General features: G+C 47.4%; 23 protein-coding genes and 2 tRNA genes. 3 read left to right on the top strand and 22 right to left on the bottom strand.

Annotated elements, in window-relative coordinates; genetic code table 11:
- Nucleotides 1–11: 11 nt before the first annotated feature.
- Nucleotides 12–641, bottom strand: a complete 630-nt coding sequence (gene rplC / locus MOX91_RS00125; RefSeq protein ID WP_370396040.1) for a 50S ribosomal protein L3 — start codon at nucleotides 639–641, stop codon at nucleotides 12–14.
- 279 nt (nucleotides 642–920) lie between these two features.
- On the opposite strand from rplC, the gene MOX91_RS00120 reads away from it, so the two are divergent.
- Nucleotides 921–1,445, top strand: a complete 525-nt coding sequence (locus MOX91_RS00120; RefSeq protein ID WP_370396039.1) for a hypothetical protein — start codon at nucleotides 921–923, stop codon at nucleotides 1,443–1,445.
- A 271-nt stretch (nucleotides 1,446–1,716) separates the two neighbouring features.
- On the opposite strand, the gene MOX91_RS00115 is transcribed toward MOX91_RS00120, so the two are convergent.
- Nucleotides 1,717–2,991: a PEP-CTERM sorting domain-containing protein gene (locus MOX91_RS00115; RefSeq protein WP_370396038.1), complete on the bottom strand. Its 1,275-nt coding sequence runs from the start codon at nucleotides 2,989–2,991 to the stop codon at nucleotides 1,717–1,719.
- Between the two features lie 134 nt (nucleotides 2,992–3,125).
- Between MOX91_RS00115 and MOX91_RS00110 the strand changes: the two genes are divergently transcribed.
- Complete coding sequence (locus MOX91_RS00110; RefSeq protein WP_370396037.1) at nucleotides 3,126–5,075, top strand: FAD-dependent oxidoreductase; 1,950 nt, start codon at nucleotides 3,126–3,128, stop codon at nucleotides 5,073–5,075.
- A 61-nt stretch (nucleotides 5,076–5,136) separates the two neighbouring features.
- On the opposite strand, the gene MOX91_RS00105 is transcribed toward MOX91_RS00110, so the two are convergent.
- The 20 genes from MOX91_RS00105 to MOX91_RS00010 all read right to left on the bottom strand — a co-directional run bounded on the left by MOX91_RS00105 (nucleotide 5,137) and on the right by MOX91_RS00010 (nucleotide 25,344).
- Nucleotides 5,137–5,346: a hypothetical protein gene (locus tag MOX91_RS00105; RefSeq protein WP_370396036.1), complete on the bottom strand. Its 210-nt coding sequence runs from the start codon at nucleotides 5,344–5,346 to the stop codon at nucleotides 5,137–5,139.
- Between the two features lie 270 nt (nucleotides 5,347–5,616).
- A complete protein-coding gene (locus MOX91_RS00100) occupies nucleotides 5,617–5,907 on the bottom strand; it encodes a helix-turn-helix domain-containing protein (protein WP_370396035.1) in 291 nt (96 codons plus the stop codon).
- Nucleotides 5,900–6,235, bottom strand: coding sequence for a type II toxin-antitoxin system RelE/ParE family toxin (locus tag MOX91_RS00095; protein ID WP_370396034.1), 336 nt, complete (start codon nucleotides 6,233–6,235; stop codon nucleotides 5,900–5,902). The genes MOX91_RS00100 and MOX91_RS00095 overlap by 8 nt, the downstream gene beginning before the upstream one ends.
- A 204-nt stretch (nucleotides 6,236–6,439) precedes the next feature.
- On the bottom strand, nucleotides 6,440–7,840 hold the full coding sequence (locus tag MOX91_RS00090) for a hypothetical protein (RefSeq protein WP_370396033.1): 1,401 nt from the start codon (nucleotides 7,838–7,840) through the stop codon (nucleotides 6,440–6,442).
- Between the two features lie 149 nt (nucleotides 7,841–7,989).
- The gene (gene rpsJ / locus MOX91_RS00085) at nucleotides 7,990–8,295 is read right to left on the bottom strand and encodes a 30S ribosomal protein S10 (protein WP_370396032.1); all 306 of its coding nucleotides are present in this window, start codon (nucleotides 8,293–8,295) and stop codon (nucleotides 7,990–7,992) included.
- Between the two features lie 18 nt (nucleotides 8,296–8,313).
- Entirely contained in the window at nucleotides 8,314–10,473 is a 2,160-nt protein-coding gene (fusA, locus tag MOX91_RS00080; protein WP_370396031.1) for an elongation factor G, read from the bottom strand.
- Nucleotides 10,474–10,499: 26 nt separating this feature from the next.
- Nucleotides 10,500–10,973: a 30S ribosomal protein S7 gene (gene rpsG, locus MOX91_RS00075; RefSeq protein WP_370396030.1), complete on the bottom strand. Its 474-nt coding sequence runs from the start codon at nucleotides 10,971–10,973 to the stop codon at nucleotides 10,500–10,502.
- Between the two features lie 22 nt (nucleotides 10,974–10,995).
- Complete coding sequence (gene rpsL, locus MOX91_RS00070) at nucleotides 10,996–11,379, bottom strand: 30S ribosomal protein S12 (RefSeq protein WP_370396029.1); 384 nt, start codon at nucleotides 11,377–11,379, stop codon at nucleotides 10,996–10,998.
- Between the two features lie 139 nt (nucleotides 11,380–11,518).
- Complete coding sequence (rpoC, locus tag MOX91_RS00065) at nucleotides 11,519–15,724, bottom strand: DNA-directed RNA polymerase subunit beta' (RefSeq protein ID WP_370396361.1); 4,206 nt, start codon at nucleotides 15,722–15,724, stop codon at nucleotides 11,519–11,521.
- Between the two features lie 72 nt (nucleotides 15,725–15,796).
- Complete coding sequence (gene rpoB, locus MOX91_RS00060) at nucleotides 15,797–19,570, bottom strand: DNA-directed RNA polymerase subunit beta (protein WP_370396028.1); 3,774 nt, start codon at nucleotides 19,568–19,570, stop codon at nucleotides 15,797–15,799.
- Nucleotides 19,571–19,725: 155 nt separating this feature from the next.
- A complete protein-coding gene (rplL, locus tag MOX91_RS00055; protein WP_370396027.1) occupies nucleotides 19,726–20,097 on the bottom strand; it encodes a 50S ribosomal protein L7/L12 in 372 nt (123 codons plus the stop codon).
- 133 nt (nucleotides 20,098–20,230) lie between these two features.
- Complete coding sequence (rplJ, locus tag MOX91_RS00050) at nucleotides 20,231–20,716, bottom strand: 50S ribosomal protein L10 (protein WP_370396026.1); 486 nt, start codon at nucleotides 20,714–20,716, stop codon at nucleotides 20,231–20,233.
- Nucleotides 20,717–20,731: 15 nt separating this feature from the next.
- On the bottom strand, nucleotides 20,732–21,418 hold the full coding sequence (rplA, locus tag MOX91_RS00045; RefSeq protein WP_370396025.1) for a 50S ribosomal protein L1: 687 nt from the start codon (nucleotides 21,416–21,418) through the stop codon (nucleotides 20,732–20,734).
- Between the two features lie 142 nt (nucleotides 21,419–21,560).
- Nucleotides 21,561–21,986, bottom strand: coding sequence for a 50S ribosomal protein L11 (gene rplK, locus MOX91_RS00040; RefSeq protein ID WP_370396024.1), 426 nt, complete (start codon nucleotides 21,984–21,986; stop codon nucleotides 21,561–21,563).
- A 61-nt stretch (nucleotides 21,987–22,047) separates the two neighbouring features.
- On the bottom strand, nucleotides 22,048–22,632 hold the full coding sequence (gene nusG / locus MOX91_RS00035) for a transcription termination/antitermination protein NusG (protein WP_370396023.1): 585 nt from the start codon (nucleotides 22,630–22,632) through the stop codon (nucleotides 22,048–22,050).
- A 17-nt stretch (nucleotides 22,633–22,649) separates the two neighbouring features.
- Nucleotides 22,650–22,859 carry a preprotein translocase subunit SecE gene (gene secE, locus MOX91_RS00030; protein WP_370396022.1) on the bottom strand — a complete coding sequence of 70 codons (210 nt, stop codon included), beginning with the start codon at nucleotides 22,857–22,859 and terminating at the stop codon, nucleotides 22,650–22,652.
- A gap of 30 nt (nucleotides 22,860–22,889) precedes the next feature.
- A tRNA-Trp gene (locus MOX91_RS00025) sits at nucleotides 22,890–22,965 on the bottom strand.
- Nucleotides 22,966–23,045: 80 nt separating this feature from the next.
- Complete coding sequence (gene tuf, locus MOX91_RS00020; RefSeq protein WP_370396021.1) at nucleotides 23,046–24,236, bottom strand: elongation factor Tu; 1,191 nt, start codon at nucleotides 24,234–24,236, stop codon at nucleotides 23,046–23,048.
- 37 nt (nucleotides 24,237–24,273) lie between these two features.
- Nucleotides 24,274–24,349, bottom strand: a tRNA-Thr gene (locus MOX91_RS00015).
- Between the two features lie 248 nt (nucleotides 24,350–24,597).
- Nucleotides 24,598–25,344 (bottom strand): YfgM family protein, encoded by a 747-nt coding sequence (locus MOX91_RS00010; protein ID WP_370396020.1) that lies wholly within the window; start codon nucleotides 25,342–25,344, stop codon nucleotides 24,598–24,600.
- Nucleotides 25,345–25,486: 142 nt separating this feature from the next.
- Between MOX91_RS00010 and dinB the strand changes: the two genes are divergently transcribed.
- Nucleotides 25,487–26,680, top strand: coding sequence for a DNA polymerase IV (gene dinB, locus MOX91_RS00005; protein ID WP_370396019.1), 1,194 nt, complete (start codon nucleotides 25,487–25,489; stop codon nucleotides 26,678–26,680).
- Nucleotides 26,681–26,979: the final 299 nt, after the last annotated feature.

The following is a 26,979-nucleotide window of genomic DNA, read 5'->3' as shown; positions in this document are numbered from 1 at the left end:
AGCCTCCGTAATTATGCTTTCTTGGCAGTGCGAACCAAAACGATGTCGCCATTTGCGCCGGGAATGCTGCCCTTGATGAGAAGCAGATTTTTATCTTCCAAAATCTTTACGATGGAGAGATTTTGCGTTGTGCAGCGAACCTGACCCTGATGACCCGGCATTTTTCTGCCCTTGTAAACGTGTCCGGGAGTCTGGCGGCAACCGACAGAACCGGGACGGCGGTGCATCATGTGACCGTGCGAAGCAGGCTGACCTTGGAAGTTGTGGCGGCGCATTACGCCTTGGAAACCTTTACCCTTTGATGTGCCGATAATATCGACCTTTTGCCCTTCCTGGAAGTTTGTGACCTTCAAAACGTCGCCAATCTTCAATTCGCTCGGCTTGTCTGTACGGATTTCAACCAATTCCGTAAGGGGTTCAACACCCGCCTTTTTCAAATGCCCAAGTTCGGATTTTGTCATGCGCGATTCTTTTTGCGCGCCAAAACCGATTTGAACGGCTTCATAGCCGTCGCTTTGAGCGGTTTTAACCTGAGTTACGGGGCATGGACCCGCTTCAACAACAGTAACCGCAACCAGCGTGTTGTCTGCGTTGAACACCTGAGTCATACCCAGTTTCTTACCAATAAGTACTATGCTCATTCTATTCTAAGAGGCAGGTGGAAACTTCGGGCTGAAAGGTTGCAAAACCTTTTGTTTAAAGGATTTCAGAGAAATTCTAAAACCTCGTTAAAAGCCCCCCGTCGCCGTTTGAACCTGCGTTAGGAGTTAATGTTTGTGTTATGTTTCTAATTCTTTTACAAAAAGAAAGTTTAGAATATTGCCGAGTGATTTTTTTTTGTCAATAAGTTTTTAAAAAAAATGAATAAAATTTTTTATTTTGATCTTTACAAAAAAATTTTGCCTCTGCAAACTTTTAATATGAGGTTTATTTTTTGCATATTTTTGGCGATTTTTTCATTTTTGACGCTTTTGGGCAACGAAAAACAATGCAACATGCAGTCAGCGGACAAAAAATCGGTACAAGTTGCAAAATACGGCGAATGCAAAAAAATTTTCACGATTTCCCCGCTTTCGAAAGAAAATCAAAAAAAATTTCTGCACGAAGAGCTTGGCGTAAAACAAGAGGTCAATTTTGACGCGATGCTTGATGAAATAAAAACTTATGGCGGATTTTCGGGACTTTGCAGCCAGCTTTCGGAATACTTAAAGGAAACTAACCGCATACCCGAACTTCTTAAATTTAACGCAAAGCGCATACATTCTTGCGACGGATTTTTTATGCCCGTAAAAGAATATGTGGTATTCTGCCCTACTTCGCGCCATCTAATGCTTATGTCGGAAAACAAAATAAATGCTGTTTTTTTGGATTTTAACTTCGCCGTCTGCAAAAAATCCGATTTTTACAAATATTTGTCAAAGACGACCGAAGGAATGGAAGATTGAGCAAATTTCAATTTTAGATAAAAATTGAAATTCCATTTAAATGTAAATCATTAAATTTGGCTTTTTCTGTTTTACGCCTGTTTTTTTGAGAGCACAAGCCATTGCCATATCTTAAAAAAACAATCCGCATTGACTCTTCGGTAAAATTACAAGAAAAAAGAGAGGAGCAACAAACCCCTCTCGAAAAATCTTAAATATTTTGCGCCTCGAACGAAAAACCATTGACATCAAGCATTGGATTTACATTCGGACAAGGAATAAGCAAATACCGTTATTTGCCCGCACGGCGGCGCATAAACGCAAAAGCAACTGCCAAGACGCCGAAAACCGCCGCATACGTTGAAGGTTCCGGAATTGCGTAGAACTGAAGCTGAACCAAAGAGCCTTCCGAAATCCATTCGTATTCTTCGCCCTCTTTCAATCCCTGCACCGTCACCATTTCGTTAAGCAAAAGCTCGTCGAAAACAGAGGAAGCGTTCGTAGCCGAAATGAGCGTAAAGATAGTATTTCTATCTATGTCGGAATCCGTGAAATCAACAATCAAAGAGCCTGCAAAAGTCAAATTGCTGCAAGTAATGACTGTTTTTGAGGCGTCCAAATTCGAGATTGTAAGGACGCTTTCCGCGCTCGTGCCAAAGCTTACGCCCTTTGTCGTAGAAATTGTTGAATTTGAAAGGGAGACAGTCGCCTTTTGATTCGCCACGCCGAAAAACAATGCGTCGGAAACGCTGTCATTATACGCGCCTCTTCTTATTAAAAGCGAAGAGTTTTCCATATTCAAAGTCATTGGACCCGCGGAATTGCGAATGCCCATATCTATGTCAACTTCCGCATTCGTAAAATTCATCTTCAACGTGTTTGAAGAAACCAAACCGCCGCCCGTTCCGATGGTAAACTTTGAATCGCTGACCGTCAAAGTCGGGTTTTGCATATACCAGTTAGCAGTTGTTACATCGGAATGGTTGACAACAGAAACGGTTGATGTGTGCCCCATCTGAACAGTACCCAAATTTGCCGTAGTTGAATTAAATGCCAAGGTTGCAACATTGCCGTTTGATACATTGCCCAAAGTAACATTTGAAGCCGTAAAGTCGAGCTTTGACAAATAGCTCATTTTAGTATCGCCAGCCGAAAATGTCGTATTTGTTGCATAAATCGTATTGAAATTCTGCGACAAAGTAAGAGCGTTTGCGATTGTAAAAGTTACGGGAGAATCGGCAGTACCTTTTATTTCAAAAGATTTAAAGGCATTGTTTCCGCTATTTGACGCCGCAACAGTCAAAGAATTTATGCTTATGTCAGAACCCGCTTCAACAACGGGATGCCAATAATTTGAACCCCTCGGGCCCGAAATATAAACATCGGTGGAAGATGTAATAGGACTTGTCCTTGCAACGCCTTCCGCATCCGTCCATTCAATTGCGCTCCAATTTATGTTGCCTGTAGCGCACGCAACCGAAGGATTGACATAAGCTTCATCAGTAGTTGATTCCTGAGCGAACGCCGCAGAAGCAATAAAAGGTAAAATATATAGTATTTTTTTCATGATAATTTTTTATTTAATCCCTTCTTAAAAAAATACAAGATAAAAAGAAAAAATAACGACACTCCGTCCAAAGCAGCAAACTTGACTTTCATTAAAAAAATCGCATATTTACATTTAATATAAAAAATTTTGCAATGAAAATAGACAGAAGAAAGTTCATCAAATTAGGAGGAGGTCTCTTTGGAAGCTATGTTTTCGCAATCAATGCGCCGCTGACTGCCGAAGAGCTTAAAAACATATCAAAACCAACAAACATCCGCAAATTTACCGAAAATAAAATTGCGGGAATTTCTCCGTTTTGCGACAAAACAATGACGCCAAAACGTCTCGACTGCGACGTATTGGTTGCAGGCGGAGGCTTGGCGGGCATATGCGCCGCAATCGCCGCGGCAAGAGAGGGGGCGAAAGTCGTCCTCGTACAAGACCGCTCGCGACTCGGCGGCAACGCGAGTTCGGAAATCAAAATGCACCCGCTCGGAATGCACCACAACAACAGCGGATTTCGCGAAGGCGGAATAATAGAGGAAATCCTGCTCGAAAACTTGATGTCAAATCCCCAAAAAGAATGGGAAGTCTGGGATTTGCTTCTATACGACAAGGTGGTAAGCGAAAAAAACATCACCCTGCTTTTGGATACCGATTTATGCGGAGTTGAAACAAGCGGAAATGAAATAAAACAGGCGTTTGCCCGATGCGACGCCTCGCGCACTTTTTACGAAATAAAATCCAAGATTTACATCGACTGCACGGGAGATTCCCGCATGGCGGCGGAAGCAGGCGCAACCCTCTTTGACGGGCGCGACGCTCCCGAAACTTACGGTGAGGAATTTTCGGGCTACGATCCGCAAGGTACGCACCAAGGCTCTTCAATCCTCTTCACTTCAAAAGATTTTGGAAGACCGATGCCGTTCAAAGCTCCGTCTTGGGCAAGAAAAATCACAGCCGAAAACATCAGGCACCGCGGCATAGATAAAAACCGTCTCGAATACGGATTTTGGTGGGTTGAACTCGGCGGCGATATGAACGCGATTTCAGACAGCGAAAAACTGCGCTTCGAGCTTTTGAGAGTTGTCTTGGGCGCGTGGGACTACGTAAAAAACAGCGGCAAATTCCCCGAAGCCGAAAACCGCGCAATAACATCTATCGGGATGCTCCCCGGCAGGCGCGACACTTTCAGAATCAAGGGAGAGTACATTTTCAAAGAGCAGGACATTCTCGGAAACTGGAAGAACCTTGAAGACGCAATAGCAGTCGGAGGCTGGTCGATGGACGACCACCCGAAGGAAGGCTTTGATGCCGTAAACCGCGCACCCTGCAGGCAAATAAGAAAAGCCCACTTCTACAATATCCCCTTTGGCTCTCTCATATCCTGCGACTTCAAAAACCTGATGATGGCGGGGCGCAACATAAGCTGTTCACACGTTGCCTTCACCTCAACGAGAGTAATGCTGACTTCGGCGGCTTGCGGAAACGCGGCGGGAGTCGCGGCGGCAATGTCGGCAAAGCTTGGCAAGACGCCAAAAGAAATTCGCGAAAACAAAAAATTGCTTGGCAATCTTCAACAAACATTGCTGCGCAACAATCAGGCAATCGTGGGTGTAAAAAACCAAGACAAAAAAGACCTCGCAAAAATTGCGAAAGTCTCGGCAAACACCGCCGCAAAAGACACCTCGGCGCAAAACGTAATCAGCGGCTCTGCATTCGACTTGAAGGGCGAATATAAAAACCGCTACATTGCGGAAATTTCAAAAAAGCCCGTCTTGACGCTCTCGTGGGACAAGCCGCAAGCAGTTTCGCAAATTCAAATTACTTTCGACGGCGGAAACAGAGAGCTTACGATGACTTCCCACGGCTCGTACTTAAAATCCATAATTTGGGGAGCGCAACCCGAAATCATAAAGGATTTTAAAATTTTTGGAACTCTTCCCGACGGAAAGAAAGAAATAATCGCCGACGTGAAAGACAATTATCAAAGGCTTTTCAGGTTGAATTTCCCCGCAAAAAAACTGGCGTCTATCGACATTGAACTTCTCGCAACGAACGGCAACAGTTTTGCAAGGGTAAACGAAATCCGCATCTACTAAAAATAAAAAAACGGAATAAAGCGGAATGCGAAAAATGAAAAATCATTTTTTTAATATAGAGCTAAGGCATCCGTAAAAGATATTTTTCGCATTTGTACTCGCTTGTTTCGCAAGTCTCGGCACTCGCTACGCTCGGCTCTTTGCCTTTCGGCAAAGCTACCCACGCAAGCGTGGTCTTGCCCTCCATCTTGGGATTTCTTCGGACTTGCGTACATTTGTACGCTGACGCCTCGAAATCCGCAAGACAGGGTTCCCGAAAATGTTTTTGCAAAAAACTTTTTGGGATAAGAAGAGCATCGGGCATTTCTTCCGTTTTTTACGTCCCAAAGCCCACACCTATCAAGCATCACAACTTTTACAGCTTCGCAACCGTAAAAGAAGTCTTTTCATTTGCACTCGCTACGCTCGGCTCTTTGCCTTTCGGCAAAACTACCCACGCAAGCGTGGTCTTGCCCTCCATCTTGGTTATATTTCTATCAAGCAGTTTAAAGATAAATAATTTCCGATTTTCAATAAAGAATCAGAAAAATACCCATCATTTTTATTTCATGTTCGTCATTTCCAAAATAATTTCAGGATGTTTTTGCGCGATGTAAAGCAGTCGGCGAGCGGTTGCGGGAATCCTGCGCCTGCCGTATTCCCAGTTGCGAAGTGTATCTGTCTTTACACCGATAAACTTTGCAAATTTCGGCTGGCTTAGGTTTAACTGTTTGCGTACGGCTTTGGGTTCAGGGAATATTTCAACCACGCTTATGGGTTTACGCTTTCCCTGTTCAATTTCTATGGCTTCCTTTAAGCCTTCCATTATTCCATCAAATATTTCCTTATCCATTGTTCAAAGTCTCCTCAAGGGTTTTTATTGCTATTTTTAGGTTATTTATCTGGGTTTGTGTTAAATTTTCTTGGGTAGCCTTTTTGTAGGCATAAAAAAGAAAAATTTTATCGTTAAGTTTGAAAAAAGCATAGACTACTCTCGCGCCTGCACTTTTACCGCGATTGCCGAGAGCAAGGCGTATTTTCCGCGCGCCACCGCTACCTACAATCAAATCTCCTTTTTCAGGGTTGTTTGCAAGTTCATTCAGGAACTTTTGTTCAGTAACGGCTGAAATACCAATCTTTTTAAGAGCTTTAATATACGGCGCGGTTCGTATTATTTTCATTTTCAGTCGAAAAGTGTGCCAATGGCACAGTGTAAGTCAAATAAAAAATTAAAAAACGCCCTTTATATATAACTAACAGAAAAAGTTTTAAAGACACTATTTTGCATCAAGCAAATCGGTATTTTCCTTTACACGAAATTCTATTTGAATAAACCATAAAAAAAGTTGTCTGAAACATCAGGCAAATTTTTTTATAAATGCTTTTTACTTTCTCCTGCGATAAGCGGCAAACGCAAGGGCAAGAGCACCGAAAATCGCCGCGCAAGTGCTTGGTTCGGGGATTTCGGGAGTGTAATTATAAACAAACACAAGGTCGCCGTCTGAATACGACAAATTCCACGAAACGCCATTGTCGCCCATGATAACATTTACTTTTTCAGACGCATTGTCGCTCGAAGAAATAAGGCTCGATGCCAAGCCACTCCAATTATTGTTCGCGCTAATCAGTGTGGCTTCGTAAACGCCGCTTTCATCGCCCGCGAAATTTTCCATGTCGATTGACAAAATGCCGTCAAACAAAGTAAGACCTACTGCATTCAAAGTTGACAAGCCGCTTTCGTCCGCCACAAAGCCAAGCTTTACCGAATTGCCATTCTGTGCGCGGAAGTTCAAATTGCCTCCGAAATTTATGGAATGTCCCGAACCCTCAATTTCAAAAACCACATTCGCGTTTCCTGTTTTTGCGCTGCCAATCCAAGCGGTAGTGTTTGCAACCGACAATGTATTGTTCTTGCCCGCAATTTTAAAAGAGATGTCTCCGCCCTTGGCGTCGCTTGCAAGCAAGAAATAGTTGCCGCCTGTCTTGGTCGTTATAAGAGCGTTGTTTTGTCCAGAAATTGTGAATACCGCCTTGCCCGTCGAAATGGTATCGTCAGAACCGAAAGCAAATGTGCCGTCAACAGTCATCTCCGCATTGCCCTGCATGTTGATTTCCGTCAAACCGCTGCCTGCCGCGCGGACATTAAAATCCTTCTTGAAATTAGCAACAGACTTCGCGCCCTCTTCTCCTGAAATGTTAAAATAAAGGCGGTTCGTGGAATCTGCATTGGCAGCAGTCGTATTTATGAAGCAGTTGTATTCCGATGTAAAAGTGTTGCTCGCTCCCGAAATAACCACGCCTGCGTTGCCTGAATTGTACCCTGCATCGGAAGCAATTTTAAAGTGCGACACGGAGAAATCGGAATATCCCGAAAGACGCAATTCGTTTGTGGAATTTGAATTGTAATTCTTGGAAGATTCTATCGCCATGTTCCAAGAAGAATTGCTAAACGTGTTTTCGGAAAGCACGGCGCGCTTGTCGGAAGTTCCCTGCATTTCAAAAATGGTGCTTGAATTTGCGCCGTCGCGAGAAATTAAAAATTTGGTGAAAGTCGCGCTCGTCGAGCCGTACTTCACAAGATATTCGGAATCTGCGCTGTCAGCCTGCCATTCCAAAGAAATCGGATTTTCAAAAACAGTATTGTCAAAGGCCCAAGTTGCGCTGCCTGCGGGAGATGAGAATTTTGTGTCCGAAACATTCATGTTTTCATAAGTTCCCGCTTCTATATCGGCAAACAATGAACAGCTGACAGACGCGACAAAAGAAACAAGCAACAGTTTTTTCATAATACATAAATTTTATAAAATACGTTTTTTTGATGTCAATTATTTCCACAAATATTTTTGGGAATAAACATTAAAAAATATTATTCCAAGACAAAAAAAGAGACCGAACAAAAACGTTCGGTCTCAAATTTTCAGACAGTTGCAACTAATCAGATGTTAATTGTAATGTCAACGCCTGCGGGAAGATTGAGCTTCTTGAGCTCGTCAACCGTGTTAACAGTCGGCTCAATGATGTCAATCAAACGCTTGTGAGTACGGAGCTCAAATTGTTCCATGCTCTTTTTATTAACGTGAACCGAACGGTTTACGGTAAAGCGTTCAATGCGTGTGGGCAATGGAACAGGTCCGGAAACCCTTGCGCCTGTTCTTTTTGCTGTTTCAACGATATCTCCAGCACTTTGGTCTACTGTGCGAAAATCGTAGCCCTTTAGTCTGATTCTAATTTTTTGTGCCATTGTAATAATTCCTTAAATTTAGCTTCTTGCTACTTTGCGAGTAGAACCTTCAACAACCTGCTTCAAGACGTTTGCAGGTACCTGTTCAAAGTGGCTCGGCTCCATCGAATAGGAAGCGCGGCCGCTTGAAAGCGAACGAACGTCGGTTGCATAGCCGAACATCGTTTCGAGAGGTACAAATGCCTTGATATTGCAAAGATTGCCCTTTGTTTCCATTCCCTGAATTTGACCGCGGCGGCGATTGAGGTCGCCCATGACGTCGCCCTGGTACTCTTCGGGAGTTGTTACTTCAACCTTCATGATAGGTTCGAGCAATATCGGATTTGCGTTCTTCATTGCGTCTTTGAAAGCGAAGATGCCCGCCATCTTAAACGCCATTTCCGAAGAGTCAACTTCGTGGAAAGAACCGAATACCAAGTGAACCTTGACGTCAACAACAGGATAACCCGCAATAACGCCATTAAGCATGGCTTCCTTGATACCTTCTTCCGTCGGCTTGATGTATTCTTTCGGGATTACGCCGCCAACGATTTCGTTGAAGAATTCGTAGCCCTTGCCCTTTTCATTCGGCTCAAGCTTAATTTCGGCGTGGCCGTACTGACCGCGACCGCCTGACTGGCGAACGAATTTACCGACGCCGTCCGCAGAACCCAAAATGGTTTCGCGGTAAGCAATCTGCGGCTTGCCGACTGTTGCTTCAACCTTAAATTCGCGAATAAGACGGTCGCGAATGATGTCGAGGTGGAGTTCGCCCATGCCGGCGATGAGAGTCTGACCGGTTTCAGCATCGGAAGATACGACAAATGTCGGGTCTTCTTCTGACAAACGCTGCAATGCGATTGAAAGCTTTTCCTGGTCCGCCTTTGAATTAGGCTCAATGCTCATTGCGATAACAGGATCGGGGAATGTCGGTGGTTCCAAACGAACTTCGTGTTCCCTTTCGCACATTGTATCGCCCGTGATAAGTTCCTTACAGCCGATGAGACCGCAAATGGAACCCGAATAAGCTTCTTCAATATCCGTGCGCTGATCTGCCTGGAACATAACCAAACGGGAAATACGTTCGGTTTTGCGCGTGCGCGGATTGTAGAATGTCATGCCCTTCTTTACGCAACCGCTGTAAACACGGATGAATACGAGCTTACCGATGAATGGGTCTGCCCAAAGTTTGAAAGCCAAGGCTGTTGTCGGAGCATTGTCGTCCGCAACAATTTCAAGAGACGGAGTATCTTCGTCGTCTTCCGCATAAGCCTTGATCGGCGGAACGTCAATCGGGCTTGGGAGATAGTCAACAACCGCGTTCAAAAGCATCTGCACGCCCTTGTTCTTCAAAGCAGAACCGGGGATGACGCCAACAAAACGGCGGGTCATTGTCGCCTTGCGGACGCCGCGGCGAATTTCGTCGTCGGAGAAATCTTCCTGACCGTCAAGGAACTTTTCCATGATTTCGTCGTCGAAGTCCGCAATGGCTTCGATTAGCGCGTGGCGATATTCCAACGCCTTTTCCTTGTATTCGGCGGGAATTTCAACCGTGTCGTACTTCATGCCCTGCGGGTCGTTTTCGTCATAAACGTAAGCAACCATTTCAATCAAGTCGATGAGACCTTTGAAATTTGCTTCCGAGCCGATTGGCAAATAAAGAGGATGCGGATTGCCGTTTAACTTTTCCTTGATGTCGTTTACCGCGCCGTAAAAGTCCGCGCCGGTTCTGTCCATCTTGTTAATGAACGCCAAGCGGGGAACAGAGTACTTATTCATCTGGCGCCATACGGTTTCAGACTGGGGCTGAACGCCCGCAACTGAGCAGAATGCCGCGATTGCGCCGTCCAAAACGCGGAGAGAACGCTCTACTTCTGCCGTGAAGTCAACGTGTCCCGGAGTATCGATAAGGTTAATTTGGTGATCGATGCCTGCGAACAAACCAACCTTATTTTTCCAGTGGCACGAAACTGCCGAAGAAGTAATCGTGATGCCGCGTTCGCGTTCCTGTTCCATCCAGTCGGTTACCGCAGTCCCTTCGTGAACTTCGCCGATTTTGTGAACCAAGCCGCTATAAAACAAAATACGTTCGGAACATGTGGTTTTACCCGCGTCGATGTGCGCGGAAATACCAATGTTTCTCGTGTACTCGAGTGGTCTTTCCCTATTTGGGGAGTTTTTGTCAGATAATGCTGCCATTTAATTGCTCTCCATTATAAAAGAAATCACCAACGCAAGTGCGCAAAAGCCTTGTTTGACTGCGCCATTTTATGCACGTCTTCGCGCTTTTTAACAACAGAACCCGTGTTGTTGTAAGCGTCAACTATTTCAGCCGCCATTGCTTCCGCCATGGGAACACCCTTGCGGGCTTTGGCTGATGCAATCAACCAGCGGAAAGCCAAAGTCTGCTGGCGTTCAAAAGAAACTTCAACGGGAACCTGATAGGTTGCGCCACCAACTCTGCGGCTCTTTACTTCGAGCTTCGGGCGGATGTTTTCAAGCGCACCCAACAAAAGGTCGATGGGGTCGCCCTTTTCGAGCTTTTCGCTTACGCGTTCAATGGCTGTATATACAATGCGTTCCGCAACCGATTTTTTGCCGCGTTCCATTACCATGTTGATAAGGTGGCTTACGAGCGCGCTCTTGTAGCGCGTATCGGGAGTGCGTTCTCTTTTTACTGCTCTGTGTCTGCGTGACATTTACTTTTTCTCCTGTAAAATGTTATTTCTTTGCAGCCTTCGGACGCTTTACGCCGTACTTTGAACGGCTGCGACGACGCTTTTCGACACCAACGCAGTCAAGCGCGCCTCTGACAATGTGGTAGCGAACGCCCGGCAAGTCCTTAACACGGCCGCCGCGAACCATCACAACACTGTGTTCCTGCAAGGAGTGGCCTTCGTCAGGAATGTATGCGATAACTTCGTAACCGCTTGTCAAACGTACTTTTGCTACCTTTCTGATTGCCGAATTAGGCTTTTTAGGCGTACGGGTCATAACCTGCACGCAAACGCCACGCCTGAAAGGATTCGCTTTCAAAGCCGGCGCCTTTGTCTTTGTATAGACCTTAACTCGAGGTCTGTGGACTAATTGATTAATTGTAGGCATATTTTTAGTCTTTAATGTAAAAGTAGGGGAAATTATCGTTTGCCACCCCTTTGGCAAGTTTTTTTTGTGTTTTTGATAAAATTTTCGGCTTTCGGAAAAATTTTCATAAATTCCGAAAGCCAAAACCTTTAAATTTTTGCTATTCCTCGGATTGCGCTCCTTCCACGCTTTCTTCGGAAACAACATAGTCGATATCGCTTTCAGGAGCGTCCGACCTTACCTTCAATTTTCGGTAAGGCATAAGCCCCGTACCTGCGGGAATGAGGTTACCCATGATGACATTTTCCTTGAAGCCTTCGAGATTGTCAACCTTGCCCAAAGTTGCGGCTTCGGTGAGAACTCTCGTCGTTTCCTGGAAGGATGCCGCCGAAATGAAGGATTCCGTTTCCAAGCTCGCCTTTGTGATGCCAAGCAAAATCGGCTCGCCTTCGGCAGGCATGCCGCCCGCTTCTTCGATTCTGCGGTTTTCTTCCATGAAGTCGAACTTGTCAACCTGCTGACCCCAGAAATAGTCGGAGTCGCCGGGGTTGGTCACGCGCACCTTGCGGAGCATTCTCGAAACGATGACTTCGATATGCTTGTCGTTAATTGTGACACCCTGCGAGCGGTAAACCTTCTGAATTTCGGAAATGAGATATTCCTGAACAGCGTCCTTGCCCATGATTTCGAGCAATTCGTTCGGGTCTGTGCTGCCTTCGGTAATAGGCTGACCCTTGCGGACTTCGTCTTCGGGGTGGACGGAAATATGCTTTCCGTGCGGAATGAGATGCTCTTCCGCGCCTTCGTCCGAATTCTTGTCCTTTTCCCAAACTTCTTTCGGGACGACCTTCACGAGCTTCTTGCCGCGGCGCGTCGGCCCCATCTTGACGATACCGTCAATCTTCGACATTTCAGCCGATTCGCGGGGCTTGCGGGCTTCAAAGAGTTCCGCAACACGCGGCAAACCGCCTGTAATATCGTGTGTTTTTGCGGCGGAACGCGGAGTTTTTGCAAGGAATGCGCCCTGCTTAATCGGGCTTCCGTCAACAACCGAAACCTGCGCGCCCGTCGGGATTGCGTAAGTCTTTATCGGAGTCTTGTCGTCCTTGTTCGCGTAAACTTCGATTGTCGGGTTCAAGTCTTCCTTGTGGTCGATAACGGTTGTGGAGTGACGCCCTGTGGAGGGGTCGATATCGCTCTTTACCGTTACGCCCGCAATCATATCGACAAACTTGACGAAACCGCCGACTTCGGAAAGAATCGGAATATTGTGCGGGTCCCACTGGCAGAGCAAATCGCCCTTCTTGATTGCCGCGCCGTCCTTGAAGAAGACGACAGAACCCGCAACCATCTTGTACTCTTCAAGCTCTTTGCCTTCCGCGTCAACAATTTGGATTTTGCCTGTTTTGCTGAGAACGACATTCACGCCTTCTGAAATTTCAACGGGGCGCAAATTGTCAAATTTTACAAAGCCGTCGCCGTGAACTCTGATTTCAGGAGCTTTTGTTGACTGGGCAATACCGCCGACGTGGAACGTACGCATGGTAAGCTGAGTACCCGGTTCGCCGATGGACTGAGCCGCGATGATGCCGACTGCCGTGCCTCTTTCAACAAGCTTCTGAGTCGATGGGTCGATGCCGTAAGCCTTTGCGCAAATCGCGTTGCGGCGCAAGTGTGTTAGCGGGCTCATAACCTTTACGCGTTCAACGCCGCTATCAACAATCTTCTTTGCAATGTCCTCAGTAATCATTTCGCCCGCGCGAACCAAAATTTCGCTCGGATTTTGTGGGTTGCGGACTTCCATTGAAGAGCAGCGACCTACAATTCGGTCGAACAAAGGCACCATTTCATCGTCGCCGTCATAGATGGATTCCTTCCAAATGCCGTCGCGGTTGCCCTTGTCGTCGATGGTTTTGTTGTCATCTTCTTCTGTAATGATTACGTCCATTGCAACGTCGCAGAGCTTTCTTGTCATGTAGCCTGCGTCAGCCGTTTTAAGAGCCGTGTCAGCCAAACCTTTGCGCGCGCCGTGCGTGGAAATGAAGTATTCCAAAACGCTCAAACCTTCGCGGAAAGAAGACAAAATCGGGCGTTCGATAATTTCGCCGTTGGGCTTTGCCATCAAACCGCGAGCACCGCAAAGCTGGCGAACCTGAGCCTTATTACCACGCGCGCCCGAATCCATCAAAACGTAAACAGGGTTGATGTACTGGCGACCGTCCGCGCTTCTCGGCTTGGGGGTTGACAAATTCTTAAACGCCTTCTTTGCGATTGCGTCTGTTACGACGTTCCAAATGTCTATGACCTTGTTTGAGCGTTCGTCCTTTGTGATCGTGCCCTTCAAGTATTCCTTTTCGACTTCCTTTACGCGTGCGCGCGCTTCTTTTACGATGCCCGCCTTTTCGCTCGGAATGTCCATATCGCCAATACCGATTGAAATACCCGCCAAAGTCGCGGTTCTGAAACCGAGAGCCTTCAAGCTGTCCAAAACGGGAGCCGAATCACCCTTGCCGCAAATCTTAAACGTGTTCAAAATGAGGTCGCCAAGCTTTCCCTTTGCAACCTGGAAGTTGACAAAGCCCATTTCCTTCGGCCAAATCGTGTTGAATATGACGCGGCCGACAGTTGTGCGGATGATTTTCTTTTCGGAGTTGCCGAAAATGGTCTTCCTGCCGAAATCGGGATTTACGAAGTCAATCCAATCGTGCCAATGCAGCAAACCTTCCGCCTTTGCGTATTCAACTTCCTTTACGGAGCTCATCAAGGGAACTTCGCGAACGCGCACGTCTTTGCCACCGCGCTTTACCAATACCTGTTCGGGCTTTGTGCTTGGCTCGTAAGTCAAGAAGTAAACGCCCAAAACAATGTCCTGGGACGGAGTCAAAATAGGCTTGCCCGAAGACGGGGAGAAAATGTTGTTGGATGCAAGCATCAAAAGCTTCGCTTCCATTATCGCTTCCAATGAAAGCGGAACGTGGACTGCCATCTGGTCGCCGTCGAAGTCCGCATTGAACGCGGCGCAAACCAGCGGGTGCAAGCGAATTGCGTCCCCTTCGATAAGCACGGGTTCAAACGCCTGAATGGAAAGCCTGTGGAGAGTCGGCGCACGGTTCAAGAACACGGGGTGCCCTTCCGTCACTTCTTCCAAAATATCCCAAACTTCGGGAGAGCGCTTTTCAATCATCTTCCTTGCCGAACGGACAGTATGGACAAAGCCCAATTCCTTCAAGCGGCGAATGATGAACGGCTCAAACAAAACAAGAGCCATCTTCTTCGGCAAGCCGCACTGGTGTAATTTGAGATGCGGACCGATGACGATTACGGAACGTCCCGAATAGTCAACGCGCTTGCCGAGCAAGTTTTGGCGGAATCTGCCCTGCTTGCCTTTCAACATGTCGGAAAGGCTCTTCAAGGCGCGGTTGCCTGCGCCGGTTACGGGGCGTCCATGCCTGCCGTTGTCGAACAATGCGTCAACGGATTCCTGCAACATGCGCTTTTCGTTGTGGATGATGACATCGGGAGTCTTCATGTGCATGAGACTCTTCAAGCGGTTGTTGCGGTTGATTACGCGGCGGTAAAGGTCGTTCAAGTCGGAAGTCGCAAACCTGCCACCTTCGAGGGGAACAAGCGGGCGCAAGTCCGGCGGAATGACCGGCAATGCTTCGAGAATCATCCATTCAGGGCGCGAGCCGCTTTCAATAAAGCCCTGAATGAGCTTCAAACGCTTTGCAAGCTTCTTTTTAATCTGCTTTGAGCGCGTCGCCTTCATCTGCTCTTCAAGCTCGACTGCGAGCTTTTCGAGATTCATGTTTTTGAGCAAATCGCGGATTGCTTCCGCGCCCATCTTGGCTTCAAATTCAGAGCCTGCGTCGATTTCCTTCTGGTACTCTTCGTCCGACAAGAACTGCATGTATTCAAGCGAAGTGTTCTTCGGATCGATGACAACGTACTTTTCGTAGTAAATTACGCTTTCGAGAGCCTTTGCGGTCATGTCCAAAACCAAACCGAGGCGGCTTGGCATGCTCTTCAAGAACCAAATATGCGCTACGGGAACGGCAAGCTCGATATGCCCCATTCTTTCGCGGCGCACACGGCTTGTTGTGACTTCGACGCCGCACCTTTCGCAGACTTGATCCTTGTAGCGGATGCGCTTGTATTTGCCGCAAGCGCACTCGTAGTCGCGGATAGGTCCGAAAATTCTCTGGCAGAACAAGCCGCCCGGTTCGGGCTTGAAAGTTCTGTAATTGATTGTTTCGGGATTTTTAACTTCGCCCCTCGACCACGATCTGATTGTGTCGGGAGAGGCAAGACCGATTGACACGCAATCGAAACCCGCGTCTTTGGTCATGCCCATTACTTCGCGCATTTGAGCCGTGGAATTTTCAACCGGCTGTGTGTTTTCCTGCAAATTTTCTTCCATAAAAATCAGCTCCTTCAATTATTCTTCGTCGTCGCGCGAGCGCGGTTTGATGTCGAGGCACAAGCCCTGCATTTCTTTCATCAAAACGTTGAAAGACTGCGGAGTGCCGGCCTGCAAAGAGTTGTCGCCCTTTACGAGGTTTTCGTAAATCTTGGTTCTGCCCTGCACGTCGTCGCTCTTTACCGTCAGGAGTTCCTGCAATGTGTAAGCCGCGCCGTAAGCTTCGAGAGCCCAAACTTCCATTTCGCCGAAACGCTGACCGCCATACTGCGCCTTGCCGCCCAGAGGCTGCTGGGTGATTAGAGAGTACGGACCAACCGCGCGGGCGTGGATTTTGTCGGCGACCAAGTGATTTAACTTCATCATGTAAATGTAGCCAACAACAATGTCCTGGTCAAAGAATTCGCCCGTCAAGCCATCCAAGAGTCGGCATTTGCCGCTTTCGGGCAGGTTCGCGTCCTTCAAATAACCGCGGATGCGCTCTTCGCTGATGCCATCGAAAATCGGCGTTGCGATTTTAAACCCGAGCTTTTTGCAAGCCCAACCCAAGTGGGTTTCCAAAACCTGACCAACGTTCATTCGGGAAGGAACGCCGAGCGGATTTAGGCAGATTTCAACGGGGGTTCCGTCTTCCAAATAAGGCATGTCCTCTTCGGGAACGATGCGGGAAACAACACCCTTGTTACCGTGGCGACCCGCCATTTTGTCGCCGACTTGGATTTTGCGCTTGGCGGCGATGTAAACTTTTACGTTTTTAATAACGTTCTGCTCGGAAGTCAAGCCACTGCGCACTGCGTCTTCCTGACGCTTGCATTCCTTCTCGACTTCATCGAACTTGCGCTGGTGCGCCTCGATTATTTCCATAATCTTTATGCGCACGGGAGACGGATCGATGTCGATATTCTTTGAAATTGCGGACAGACGGCGCAAAAGCGTCTTTGTGATTTTGCGGTTTGCGGGAATGATGACTTCACCCGTCGCCGAATTGCGCACGTCCAACGGAATTTTTTCGCCCAAAAGGACATTTGAAAGAGCTTCGGTAAGCTCGTCCTTCAATTTGTCGGTCTGTTCGCGGTACTCTTCCTTGATTTTGCGAATTTGGCGATTTTGGTCGCTTTCGCTCATCTTTTCGTCTTCGCCGTCGATTTTTGTCGAGACCTTGACGTCCATAACGATGCCCTGCGTGCCGGAGGGAACAACCAAAGAGGTATCCTTGACATCCGCCGCCTTTTCGCCGAAAATGGCGCGCAAGAGCTTTTCTTCGGGAGCCAATTCGGTTTCGCTCTTGGGAGTGATTTTGCCGACCAAGATGTCGCCCGGCTTTACTTCCGCGCCAACGCGGATTACGCCGTTGCGGTCGAGGTTCTTCAAGGCTTCTTCGCCCACATTGGGAATATCTACCGTGATTTCTTCGGGCCCGAGCTTCGTGTCGCGGGCGGTTACTTCAAATTCTTCAACGTGTATAGAAGTAAAGACGTCGTTTTTAATAAGCTTTTCGGAAAGCAAAATAGCGTCTTCAAAGTTGTACCCGTTCCAAGGCATGAATGCTACAAGCACGTTTTTTCCGAGAGCAAGTTCGCCGTCTTCGGTAGCCGCACCGTCAGCCAAAATGTCGCCCGCCTTGATTTTCTGCCCCTTCTTAACAACGGGCTTTTGATTAAAGCATGTCGCGGCATTGGAGCGCATAAACTTGCGCAATTCATAAACGTAAACTCCCTTTTCGGGGTCGTTCTTGTACTTGCCTTCGACCTTCTTTGGCAATTTGCCATCAGGAGTAATGACGATGTGCATTGCGTCAACGCTTGCAACAACGCCGCCTGCGTCGGCGACCAAAACTGTCTTGGAGTCGCGAGCAACCCTGCCTTCAATGCCGGTTCCTACGAGAGGAGCCTGGGTTGTCAAAAGCGGAACACCTTGGCGTTGCATGTTCGAACCCATCAACGCGCGGTTGGCGTCGTCATGTTCCAAGAACGGAATGAGACCCGCCGCAACAGAAACGAGCTGTTTGGGGCTGACGTCCATGTATTCGACCTGAGAAGGATCCGCTTCAAAAACTTCGTCGTCCTGGCGGACGGAAACTCTGCCGACAAGCTTGCCGTCCTTGATTTCGCTGTTTGCCTGCGCAACAATTTTGCCTTCTTCGGCGTCGGCGGAAAGGTATTCGATTTTGTCGGTAACCTTGCCGTCAACAACTTTTCTGTACGGAGTTTCGATAAAGCCGAATTCATTGATTCTGGCGTAAGAGGAAAGAGAATTGATAAGACCGATGTTCGGACCTTCAGGCGTTTCAATCGGGCAAATTCTGCCGTAGTGCGAAGGATGGACGTCTCGGACTTCAAAGCCCGCCCTTTCGCGACTCAAACCGCCCTGCCCCAATGCGGACAAACGACGCTTGTGCGTAAGCTCGGAAAGCGGATTGATTTGGTCCATGAACTGCGAAAGCTGGTTGCGCGCAAAGAAGTCGCGGATGACGGTTGTCATCGCCTTTGCATTTACGAGCTTTGAAAGATTTGTCGTGGATTCGCCAGATTGCTGTTCCGCAAGATTCATTCTTTCGCGGATGATTTTTTCCATGCGCGCCAAACCGATGCGGCACTGGTTTGCCAAAAGCTCGCCGACGGTTCTCACGCGACGGCTTGACAAATTGTCGATATCGTCAATAACGCCTTCGCCCCTCTTCAAGCGGCAGAGGTATTTCGTGCCTTCAACAATGTCTTCCGAAGTCACAACGCGGTGGTCAATCGGAGTTTTCAAGCCGAGTTTTTGGTTAATCTTAAAGCGACCGACCTTGCCCAAGTCGTAGCGTTTCGGATCTTGCATGGTGCGGCGCAAGAGCGAAATTGCGCTCTGCAAGTTCACGGGTTCGCCCGGACGCAACTGCTTGTAAATAATCTTCAGGGCGTCGTCCTTGTTGCGGGCAGGGTCTTTTTTCATTGCGCGAACGATTGCGCCTTCGTCAACAGTGGTGTCGATTACCTTGAATTCTTCGATTTTCGCGTTCTTGAATTCCTGTACCGCCGTCTTTGTCAGAGTTTCGTACTGCTTCAACAAAACCTTGCCTTTTTCGGGGTCGGTTACGGGTTCTGCGAGAACGTAATTTGAAATGGTTTCAAGGCTCAAAGCACGCTTTACGCTCATGTCTTCAACCTCGTAGAAGAGCTTCATAAGCTCCTGGTCGCTCGAGTGCCCCAATGCGCGCAACAAAGTCGTGATAAGGAACTTGCGGCGACGGCGGCGGCGGTCGATATAAACGTACAACAAGTCGTTTTGGTCGAACTGCACTTCAATCCATGTGCCTCTGTCGGGAATCAAACGGAAAGAATAAAGAGTCTTGCCCGAAGTGTGCATTGTTTCTTCAAAGCAAATGCCGGGGCTGCGGTGCAGCTGGCTTACGATGACACGCTCTGCGCCGTTTACGATAAAGCTGCCGCGGGTTGTCATCATGTTTAGCTCGCCCATATAAATTTCGGCGTCGCTCGGAGCATTGTCGCCTTCGGTGAGGCGCAATTTTACATAAAGTTTTACGGCATAAGTGGAGCTTTCCTTGATGGTTTCCACTTCGGTTTTGTCCGGACCTGAAATTCTATACTCGACATATTCGAGTTTTGTCTTGCCGTCGTAGCTTTCTATCGGAAAAACTTCGCTGAATACAGCATGAAGACCCACCATTTGCCTCTTTGAGGGCGGCACGTCTTTTTGCAGAAAATCGGCATACGACTTTACCTGATTTTCAATAAGGTTGGGAAGGGGTATGATTTCCCTCAATTTTCCAAAGTTCTTTCGCTCAGACATATTTTTATTTAGTTTGTTTTTTTAAAGGGAGCGACAGCCCAAACTTGCAACCGCCGACCCTATTTTAATAAACGGAAAAAACGGACAGCAAAGCCCCCATGCTTTCAGAGACTTTGCTTTCCGTGCAAATAAATTGAAGATTGTTGGCCAAAGGCTTACTTAATCTTAACAGTAGCGCCGGCGTCCTTCAACTTCTTTTCAATTTCGGCTGCTTCTTCCTTGGAAACGCCTTCCTTGATTGTCTTCGGCGTGCCTTCTACGGCTTCTTTTGCTTCTTTCAAGCCCAAGCCCGTGATTTCGCGGACAGCCTTAATGACGTTGATCTTGTTTGCGCCTGCGTTTTCCAAAACAACATCAAACGATGTTTGTTCTTCAGCCGCAGCAGCAGGACCTGCAACAGCAACAGCCGCAACAGGAGCGGATGCCGTAACGCCCCATTTTTCTTCAAGCTCTTTTACTAGAGCCGCCGCTTCCAAAACGGTCAAGCCGCTGAGGAATTCGATAACTTCTTCTTTTGATACTGCCATGATATTTTTCTCCTTGAACGGTTAGCGTCGGATTTCCCGACATTTAAGAGGTTTTGCCCTCCTAACCTTGTTCCTTGTTGATGTTTTGCGCCCCGCCGAACGCATGGAACGAACAGCAGGGCAAAATTATTTTTTAAGCCTCTTCCTTTTCGCTCTTTGCCTTCAAGACATTCAAAATGCCCTGAGCGGAAGCAATGAGGAACAAGCTGAGCATCTGGGCGCGCATACCCGCCAAATTCGGGAGCTTGCTGAGCGCTTCGATTTCGTCCTTGCTTAACAATTTCTTGTCCATCACTGCGATTTTCACGTCTGAACGATCGCGGGTTTTCAAGAAATCCACAATGGCCTTTGCCACTTCCGTAACGGCGTCGCCACCGCTTATGATTGCAGTCGGACCTTCCAACACTTCGGAAAGGTCGGGCAATTCGCGTTCCTTTGCCGCAATGTTCAAAATGGAATTCTTCACGACGTGGTATTCGGCTCCGCAAGCCCTCAAAGATGCTCTGAGTTCAGCGGCGTCGGATACGGAAACGCCCGTAAAATTCATCAAGAATACGAAGTCAGAAGCAGACAAACGCGCGATTGCTTCGTCAACGAGATACTGTTTTTCCGGTCTCATGATTTTTATCTCTCCTTATTCGCCAACTTCTGAAAGTGCAACTTTTACTGCGGGGCTCATTGTCGAGCTCAAAGTTACGGACTTTACGAATTTACCTTTAATTGCTTCGGGCTTTGCCGCCATCAAGCTCTGGAGCGCAGCCTTTGCGTTTTCCAAAAGCTTTTCGGCAGAGAAGCTGCGCTTGCCGATTACGATGGAAAGATTTGCTGTTTTATCCATCTTGTATTCAACGCGACCAGCCTTTACTTCTTGAATTGCGCTTGCAACGTCGTCGGTCACCGTGCCGCTCTTGGGATTGGGCATCAAGCCTCTGGGGCCCAAAACGCGCGCCGCCCTGCGGACTTCTTTCATTGCGGATGTGGTTGCGATTGCAACGTCGAAATCAATCCAGCCGCCTTCGATTTTCTTCAGCATGTCGTCAAGACCTGCAAAGTCCGCGCCTGCCGCCAAAGCTGCGTCGGCATTTTCAGTAAATACCAAAACACGCACTTTTTTGCCGCTGCCGTTGGGCAAACGAACAGTGCCGCGAACCATCTGATTGCTCTGTTTCGGGTCAACGACGAGTTTAAACGACAATTCGACTGTTTCGTCGAACTTCGCCTTTTGCATACCTTCAAGCGCCTTTACTGCGTCTTCCAACGACTTGGCTTCCGCCCCGCCGCTCTTCGCCGCGCTTGCATATCTTTTACTTCTTTTAACCATGACTTTTTGTCTCCTGCTTTTTTGCAGTGCGGTTTTTGTTTTACGCCCCGAAGTCCTCCTTCAAGGCAGTCCCCCTTCGGGGCTTTCAAATTTATTGCAAAAGGCGTTTAAATTGATTTCAATCCAAACGCCCGACTCGAAATTAGTCAACAACTTCGATGCCCATCGAACGAGCAGTGCCTGCAATGATGCGGGCAGCAGCCGCAGGGTCAACCGCGTTGACGTCCTTTTGCTTAATCTTTACGATTTCCGCAATTTGGGCTTTTGTCACCTTGCCGACCTTATCAACATTCGGCTTTGCGCTCGCCGTCTGGATGCCTGCCGCTTTCTTCAAGAGAACGGAAGCAGGGGGCGATTTCAAAACGAAAGTGAAAGACTTATCCTGATAAACGGTGATAACAACCGGCAAAATCATGCCGTTTTGGTCTTTTGTGCGAGCGTTAAACTCTTTGCAAAAGCCCATGATGTTAACACCTGCCGCGCCCAACGCAGGGCCTACCGGAGGAGCAGGATTTGCAGCACCGGCCGGAAGCTGCAACTTAATCTGCTTTACTATTTTCTTAGCCATTTTATTTTTTCCTGTTTAATTATTTACACGATTTTGAGGCAATCGATGTGCGTAATAAATTCTATTCTTCCAACTTTGCCGCCTGGTTGAATTCGAGTTCCACGGGAGTGAAACGCCCGAATATCGAAACGCTCGCCTTCAACTTGCCCTTTTCGGCGTCAACTTCTTCGACAACGCCTGTCAAATTCAAGAACGGACCGTCGGTAATTTTAATGTGTTCGCCAATATTGAAATCGACTTTCGGGCGAACTGCGCCCTTTGCTTTTTCAATTTGCGCAAAAATTTCGTCAACTTCCCTTTTGCTCAGAGGAATGGGTCTCGGACCGCGCGCGCTTTCCCCGCCCATAAAATCAATAACGCCGTTTGCGCGCTTTACGAAATAATAGCCCTGCTCCAACAATTCGTCGTCATCGTCGTAAAGCTTCATTTTGACGAAAATATAGCCGGGATAGAGCTTGCGTTCGCGCTGTGTTTTCTTGCCGTTCTTTATTTCAGATACGGTTTCAGTCGGCATTAAAATATCGTCTTTTGAAAGAAGACCGCCCATGTCTTCAAGGTCTATGAGCATTTTCAAAGACTCAACCGCCTTGTTTTCCATATTGGAGCGGACTTGCACTGTGTACCATTTTTTCCCGTCGTCAAACATTTTGAAATCCCTTCAAATTACTTGCCGTTAACCAATGCGGTACACATGTCAACTACATTGTAAACGGAAAAGTCAGCAAGGGCGATAAACGCGCCCAAAAGCAGAATCGCGACAAACACGACGAGCATTGAAGACCTGATTTCCGAAGCGTTCGGCCAGTTGGCCTTTTTCAACTCCGCCACTGTCTCCTTATAAAATTGTCTTACTCTTGAAAATGGATTTGCCATAAAATTTTATGCTGACTGTTTTTTTGAAATTGGCAGGGACGGAGGGACTCGAACCCCCAACACGCGGTTTTGGAGACCGCTGCTCTACCAATTGAACTACGTCCCTATACCAAAAAAATTAAAAGAACAAAAAATTTCACGCCTCAGCCGCATCAAGCGGCTTTGGCATAAAATTCAGAAACGCACTTATGCGATAACTTCGCTGATGCGACCCGCACCGATTGTGCGACCGCCTTCGCGGATAGCAAAACGCTGACCTGCTTCCATTGCAATCGGCTTCTGGAGTTCGATTTCGATGGAAACGTTGTCGCCCGGCATAACCATTTCAACGCCTGCGGGAAGCGTGCAAGTGCCGGTAACGTCAGCCGTACCGAAGTAGAACTGCGGACGGTAGTTTGTGAAGAACGGAGTGTGACGACCGCCTTCATCCTTGGTGAGAACGTAAATTTCAGCCTTTGCTTTTGTGTGCGGGTGAATTGTGCCCGGCTTTGCGATAACGTGACCGCGCTGTACCTGGTCTTTTTCAATGCCGCGGAGCAACAAACCAACATTGTCGCCTGCCTGACCCTGGTCGAGGAGCTTGCGGAACATTTCAACACCTGTAATTGTGGTCTTCTTTGTTTCGCCCAAGCCAACGATTTCAACTTCGTCGCCAACCTTTACGATACCGCGTTCGATACGGCCTGTCGCAACCGTGCCACGACCCGTGATGGAGAACACGTCTTCAACGCTCATCATGAAGGGCTTATCAATCGGGCGTTCAGGTTCGGGAATTTCAGAGTCGATTGCGTCCATCAACTGGTCAATGCTCTTTACGCCGAATTCAACACCTTCGAGAGCCTGTGTTGCAGAACCGCGAACGATTACCGCATTGTCACCGTCGTACTGGTACTTGTTGAGGAGGTCGCGAACTTCCATTTCAACGAGTTCCAAAAGTTCGGGGTCGTCGAGCAAGTCGCACTTGTTCAAGAATACAACGATTTTGGGAACGCCGACCTGACGAGCCAAAAGGATGTGTTCGCGAGTCTGGGGCATGGGGCCGTCAGCTGCGGAAACAACAAGGATTGCGCCGTCCATCTGGGCTGCGCCTGTAATCATGTTCTTAACGAAGTCAGCGTGGCCCGGGCAGTCAACGTGCGCGTAGTGGCGTTTTTCTGTTTCGTATTCAACGTGAGCTACCGCGATTGTAACGGTTTTTGTTGCGTCACGAACAGTACCGCCCTTTGCGATGTCCTGATAAGACTTGATTTGAGCCAAACCCTTCTTCGACTGAACGGCGAGGATAGCTGTTGTGAGTGTTGTTTTACCATGGTCGATGTGGCCGATTGTGCCGACATTGACGTGTGGCTTCGTTCTTACGAATGATTCTTTTGACATGATCTTTTCTTTTGTTGATTTGTTTATATTTTGGAAATGGAGCCCCAGAGCGGACTTGAACCGCCGACCCCGTCCTTACCAAGGACGTGCTCTACCGACTGAGCTACCAGGGCAGAGAGGCTTGCACCCCAAACGCCACTTTTTACAAAGAGACGTTATTCAATATAAAGGGTAAAAAATTGGACTATATTAAAACGCGCGTCAACTTTTTTTTTATTTTTTTAAGAATTTTATTAAAAAAAGCGCATTTTTATCGAATTTAGCCCAACATATTGCATATTTTGCAAAAATTTTAAACGGTTTAGTTTTCTACCGACAAAACGCCGCCGCAAAGCAACGAACGCAGCCAAATGATAAAAAACTACTTTGAAATTCGGTTCAACTGCGCAGACGCCAACGCCGACCACTGCCCCGCATTCGGATTTTGCAAAACAGACTCAAAAGATTTTTTTGCTTCGTCCGTTTTGCCGTCCGCAAACTGCAATATGCCCAAGTGGTATGCGGCTTCCGCCGAATAAGACAGGGCTTCCGCATTTTCGGCGACAGACGCCAATAGCTTTTGGGCTTCTTCGACCTTGCCGGACTTCAAGACGCTTATAGCTTCGCCCAGCAAAGCTCTGCCGTACATAGGAACTCCGCCCAAATTTTGAGAGGCGGATTTATAAACTTCGGCAGCTTCGGCAAATTTGTTCGCATCAAACAATGAATCCGCATTTTCGAGCAAGGCAAGACCCGCCGCAGGAATGCCGGAATTCGACTTCGCAAATTCGGCGCGCTTTTCAAAAGTGTCGGCATCGGCAAATTCGGACGCGATGGAATTGTCGCGGGCTTCCGTGTAAGAAATCCAGGCATGCTTGCCGATTATCACTGCGAACGCCAGCACAATCAAAGAAACGATAAAAGTCTTGTTGCGCTTCCAATAGAGCCAAACCCTGTCCTCAAATTCCAAGCCCTCCAAGTCTTCGTCAAGAATCACCGTCTTGCGCTCGTCTGCCGACGCATTGGGGTCTTGAACGCTTATGCTTTCGCCGAATATGGCGTCCGAAGAGCCATAGTTTAAGGGTTTATTTTTTGCCTGATGAGGACCTCTGTTTTTGTTTTCGCCCATAATAGAAATTGGATTTTAGATTTATAAACATTTAGTTATGACATCGCCTAAACCATTTATCAAGCAATTTTTATATGAAATATTCTTTTTGAAAGCTTGCATATTTTAATATTTAACCAAAATTACATGCAAAGATTTAAAAATGATAAACGACAGAACAATTCTGCATTGCGATTTGAACGGCTTTTATGCTTCGGTTGAAATGCTTTCGCACCCCGAGCTTGCGGGGTTGCCAGTGGCTGTCGGCGGAGACCCAAGCAAGCGCAAGGGCATAATTCTCGCAAAAAACGAGGAAGCCAAGAAGTTCGGAGTTGCCACGGGAGAGGCATTGTGGGTTGCAAAACGCAAATGTCCCAAACTTGTCGTCCTGCCGTCGCACCACAAACTCTACGAAGAATATTCAATTAAAGTAAATGAAATTTATTCGCGCTTTACCTCGCAAGTCGAACCTTTTGGGATTGACGAATCCTGGCTCGATGTCAGCGCGAGCCGAAAGCTTTTCGGCACCGGCAAAGAAATTGCCGATAAAATCCGCGAAACCGTAAAAAGAGAGTTGGGGCTTACAATTTCAGTGGGAGTATCATTTAACAAAGTGTTCGCAAAACTCGGAAGCGACTACAAAAAGCCCGACGCCACCACCGTTTTCGGCAGGGCCGACATTGAAAAAATCGTCCACAAACTGCCCGTAAAAGATTTGCTCTACGTCGGCAAGAAAACTGCCGACACTCTGCATAAGCTCGGAATCTACACGATTGGCGACCTTGCTTCTTCAAACGAGGCCATGCTTTTGCGCCGCTTCGGGAAATTCGGGGCGGAACTGCTTGCCTACGCCAAAGGAGAAGACAATTCGCCTGTCGCCTGCTACGGAGAGACAGAAGAAGCAAAATCTATCGGCAACTCCCACACATTCGCGCGCGACTTGCTCGGAGATGAAGATATAGCGGCAGGATTTGGAAAGGTTGCCGAAAACGTTTCAAAAAGGCTGATAGAAGCGAATTTGAAAGGTTACGTACTTTCAATAGTTATTAAAGACGCAAATTTGAGCTCGCTTGTGCGCCAAAAGAAATTGAATAAGCCAATCAGCAGTTATAAAGACTTAATAAATAATTCAATCGAACTGTTTAAAGCAAATTGGGACAACAGCCCCGTGCGAATGCTCGGCATCAGCCTATCCCAACTCACGCCTGCCGATACCCCCGTCCAAGCCGAACTTTTTGAAACAAAACTGCATTCGACAAAGGCAGAAGACGCGCTCGGCAAGGCAATTTTAAAAATTAAAGACAAATACGGCAACTCCGCCATAAACTTCGCAAACCGCTCAATCAAGGATTTATAAATCTTAAACCTGACAACAACTTGCCAGGCATAAAACCTTAAAAACACGCCAAACAGCAGTTTTGCGGAATACGACGGGAATTTTGGGGACTTTTCAAGCCAAAATAAGGATATTTTGCGGATATTAAGCGGACGGCAAACGGACACTGAAAAAGCCCCTAAATGCTTTTATTTCGCTCATCGTCAAAGGTAGTGGGATGAGGGTAGAAGAAGTAGAAAAAAATGGAGGCAAAGAGGACGGAAGTCCTACAATGCCTCTTATGCTGTTTAGTTTTTATAGAGTAATACGAAGTTGGCGAA

It is taken from the genome of Intestinicryptomonas porci (assembly GCF_033971905.1).
Lineage (GTDB): Bacteria > Verrucomicrobiota > Verrucomicrobiia > Opitutales > Intestinicryptomonadaceae > Intestinicryptomonas > Intestinicryptomonas porci.
Note: the sequence above shows the minus strand (reverse complement) of the source record. Positions and strands in the feature narration are given on the sequence as shown.

What these genes read in the sequence shown, in the direction of transcription:
- rplC (WP_370396040.1), bottom strand. Translation starts at nt 641, where the DNA reads ATGAGCATAGTACTTATTGGTAAGAAACTGGGTATGACTCAGGTGTTC.
- MOX91_RS00120 (WP_370396039.1), top strand. Translation starts at nt 921, where the DNA reads ATGAGGTTTATTTTTTGCATATTTTTGGCGATTTTTTCATTTTTGACG.
- MOX91_RS00115 (WP_370396038.1), bottom strand. Translation starts at nt 2,991, where the DNA reads ATGAAAAAAATACTATATATTTTACCTTTTATTGCTTCTGCGGCGTTC.
- MOX91_RS00110 (WP_370396037.1), top strand. Translation starts at nt 3,126, where the DNA reads ATGAAAATAGACAGAAGAAAGTTCATCAAATTAGGAGGAGGTCTCTTT.
- MOX91_RS00100 (WP_370396035.1), bottom strand. Translation starts at nt 5,907, where the DNA reads ATGGATAAGGAAATATTTGATGGAATAATGGAAGGCTTAAAGGAAGCC.
- MOX91_RS00095 (WP_370396034.1), bottom strand. Translation starts at nt 6,235, where the DNA reads ATGAAAATAATACGAACCGCGCCGTATATTAAAGCTCTTAAAAAGATT.
- MOX91_RS00090 (WP_370396033.1), bottom strand. Translation starts at nt 7,840, where the DNA reads ATGAAAAAACTGTTGCTTGTTTCTTTTGTCGCGTCTGTCAGCTGTTCA.
- rpsJ (WP_370396032.1), bottom strand. Translation starts at nt 8,295, where the DNA reads ATGGCACAAAAAATTAGAATCAGACTAAAGGGCTACGATTTTCGCACA.
- fusA (WP_370396031.1), bottom strand. Translation starts at nt 10,473, where the DNA reads ATGGCAGCATTATCTGACAAAAACTCCCCAAATAGGGAAAGACCACTC.
- rpsG (WP_370396030.1), bottom strand. Translation starts at nt 10,973, where the DNA reads ATGTCACGCAGACACAGAGCAGTAAAAAGAGAACGCACTCCCGATACG.
- rpsL (WP_370396029.1), bottom strand. Translation starts at nt 11,379, where the DNA reads ATGCCTACAATTAATCAATTAGTCCACAGACCTCGAGTTAAGGTCTAT.
- rpoC (WP_370396361.1), bottom strand. Translation starts at nt 15,724, where the DNA reads ATGCGCGAAGTAATGGGCATGACCAAAGACGCGGGTTTCGATTGCGTG.
- rpoB (WP_370396028.1), bottom strand. Translation starts at nt 19,570, where the DNA reads ATGTCTGAGCGAAAGAACTTTGGAAAATTGAGGGAAATCATACCCCTT.
- rplL (WP_370396027.1), bottom strand. Translation starts at nt 20,097, where the DNA reads ATGGCAGTATCAAAAGAAGAAGTTATCGAATTCCTCAGCGGCTTGACC.
- rplJ (WP_370396026.1), bottom strand. Translation starts at nt 20,716, where the DNA reads ATGAGACCGGAAAAACAGTATCTCGTTGACGAAGCAATCGCGCGTTTG.
- rplA (WP_370396025.1), bottom strand. Translation starts at nt 21,418, where the DNA reads ATGGTTAAAAGAAGTAAAAGATATGCAAGCGCGGCGAAGAGCGGCGGG.
- rplK (WP_370396024.1), bottom strand. Translation starts at nt 21,986, where the DNA reads ATGGCTAAGAAAATAGTAAAGCAGATTAAGTTGCAGCTTCCGGCCGGT.
- nusG (WP_370396023.1), bottom strand. Translation starts at nt 22,632, where the DNA reads ATGTTTGACGACGGGAAAAAATGGTACACAGTGCAAGTCCGCTCCAAT.
- secE (WP_370396022.1), bottom strand. Translation starts at nt 22,859, where the DNA reads ATGGCAAATCCATTTTCAAGAGTAAGACAATTTTATAAGGAGACAGTG.
- tuf (WP_370396021.1), bottom strand. Translation starts at nt 24,236, where the DNA reads ATGTCAAAAGAATCATTCGTAAGAACGAAGCCACACGTCAATGTCGGC.
- MOX91_RS00010 (WP_370396020.1), bottom strand. Translation starts at nt 25,344, where the DNA reads ATGGGCGAAAACAAAAACAGAGGTCCTCATCAGGCAAAAAATAAACCC.
- dinB (WP_370396019.1), top strand. Translation starts at nt 25,487, where the DNA reads ATGATAAACGACAGAACAATTCTGCATTGCGATTTGAACGGCTTTTAT.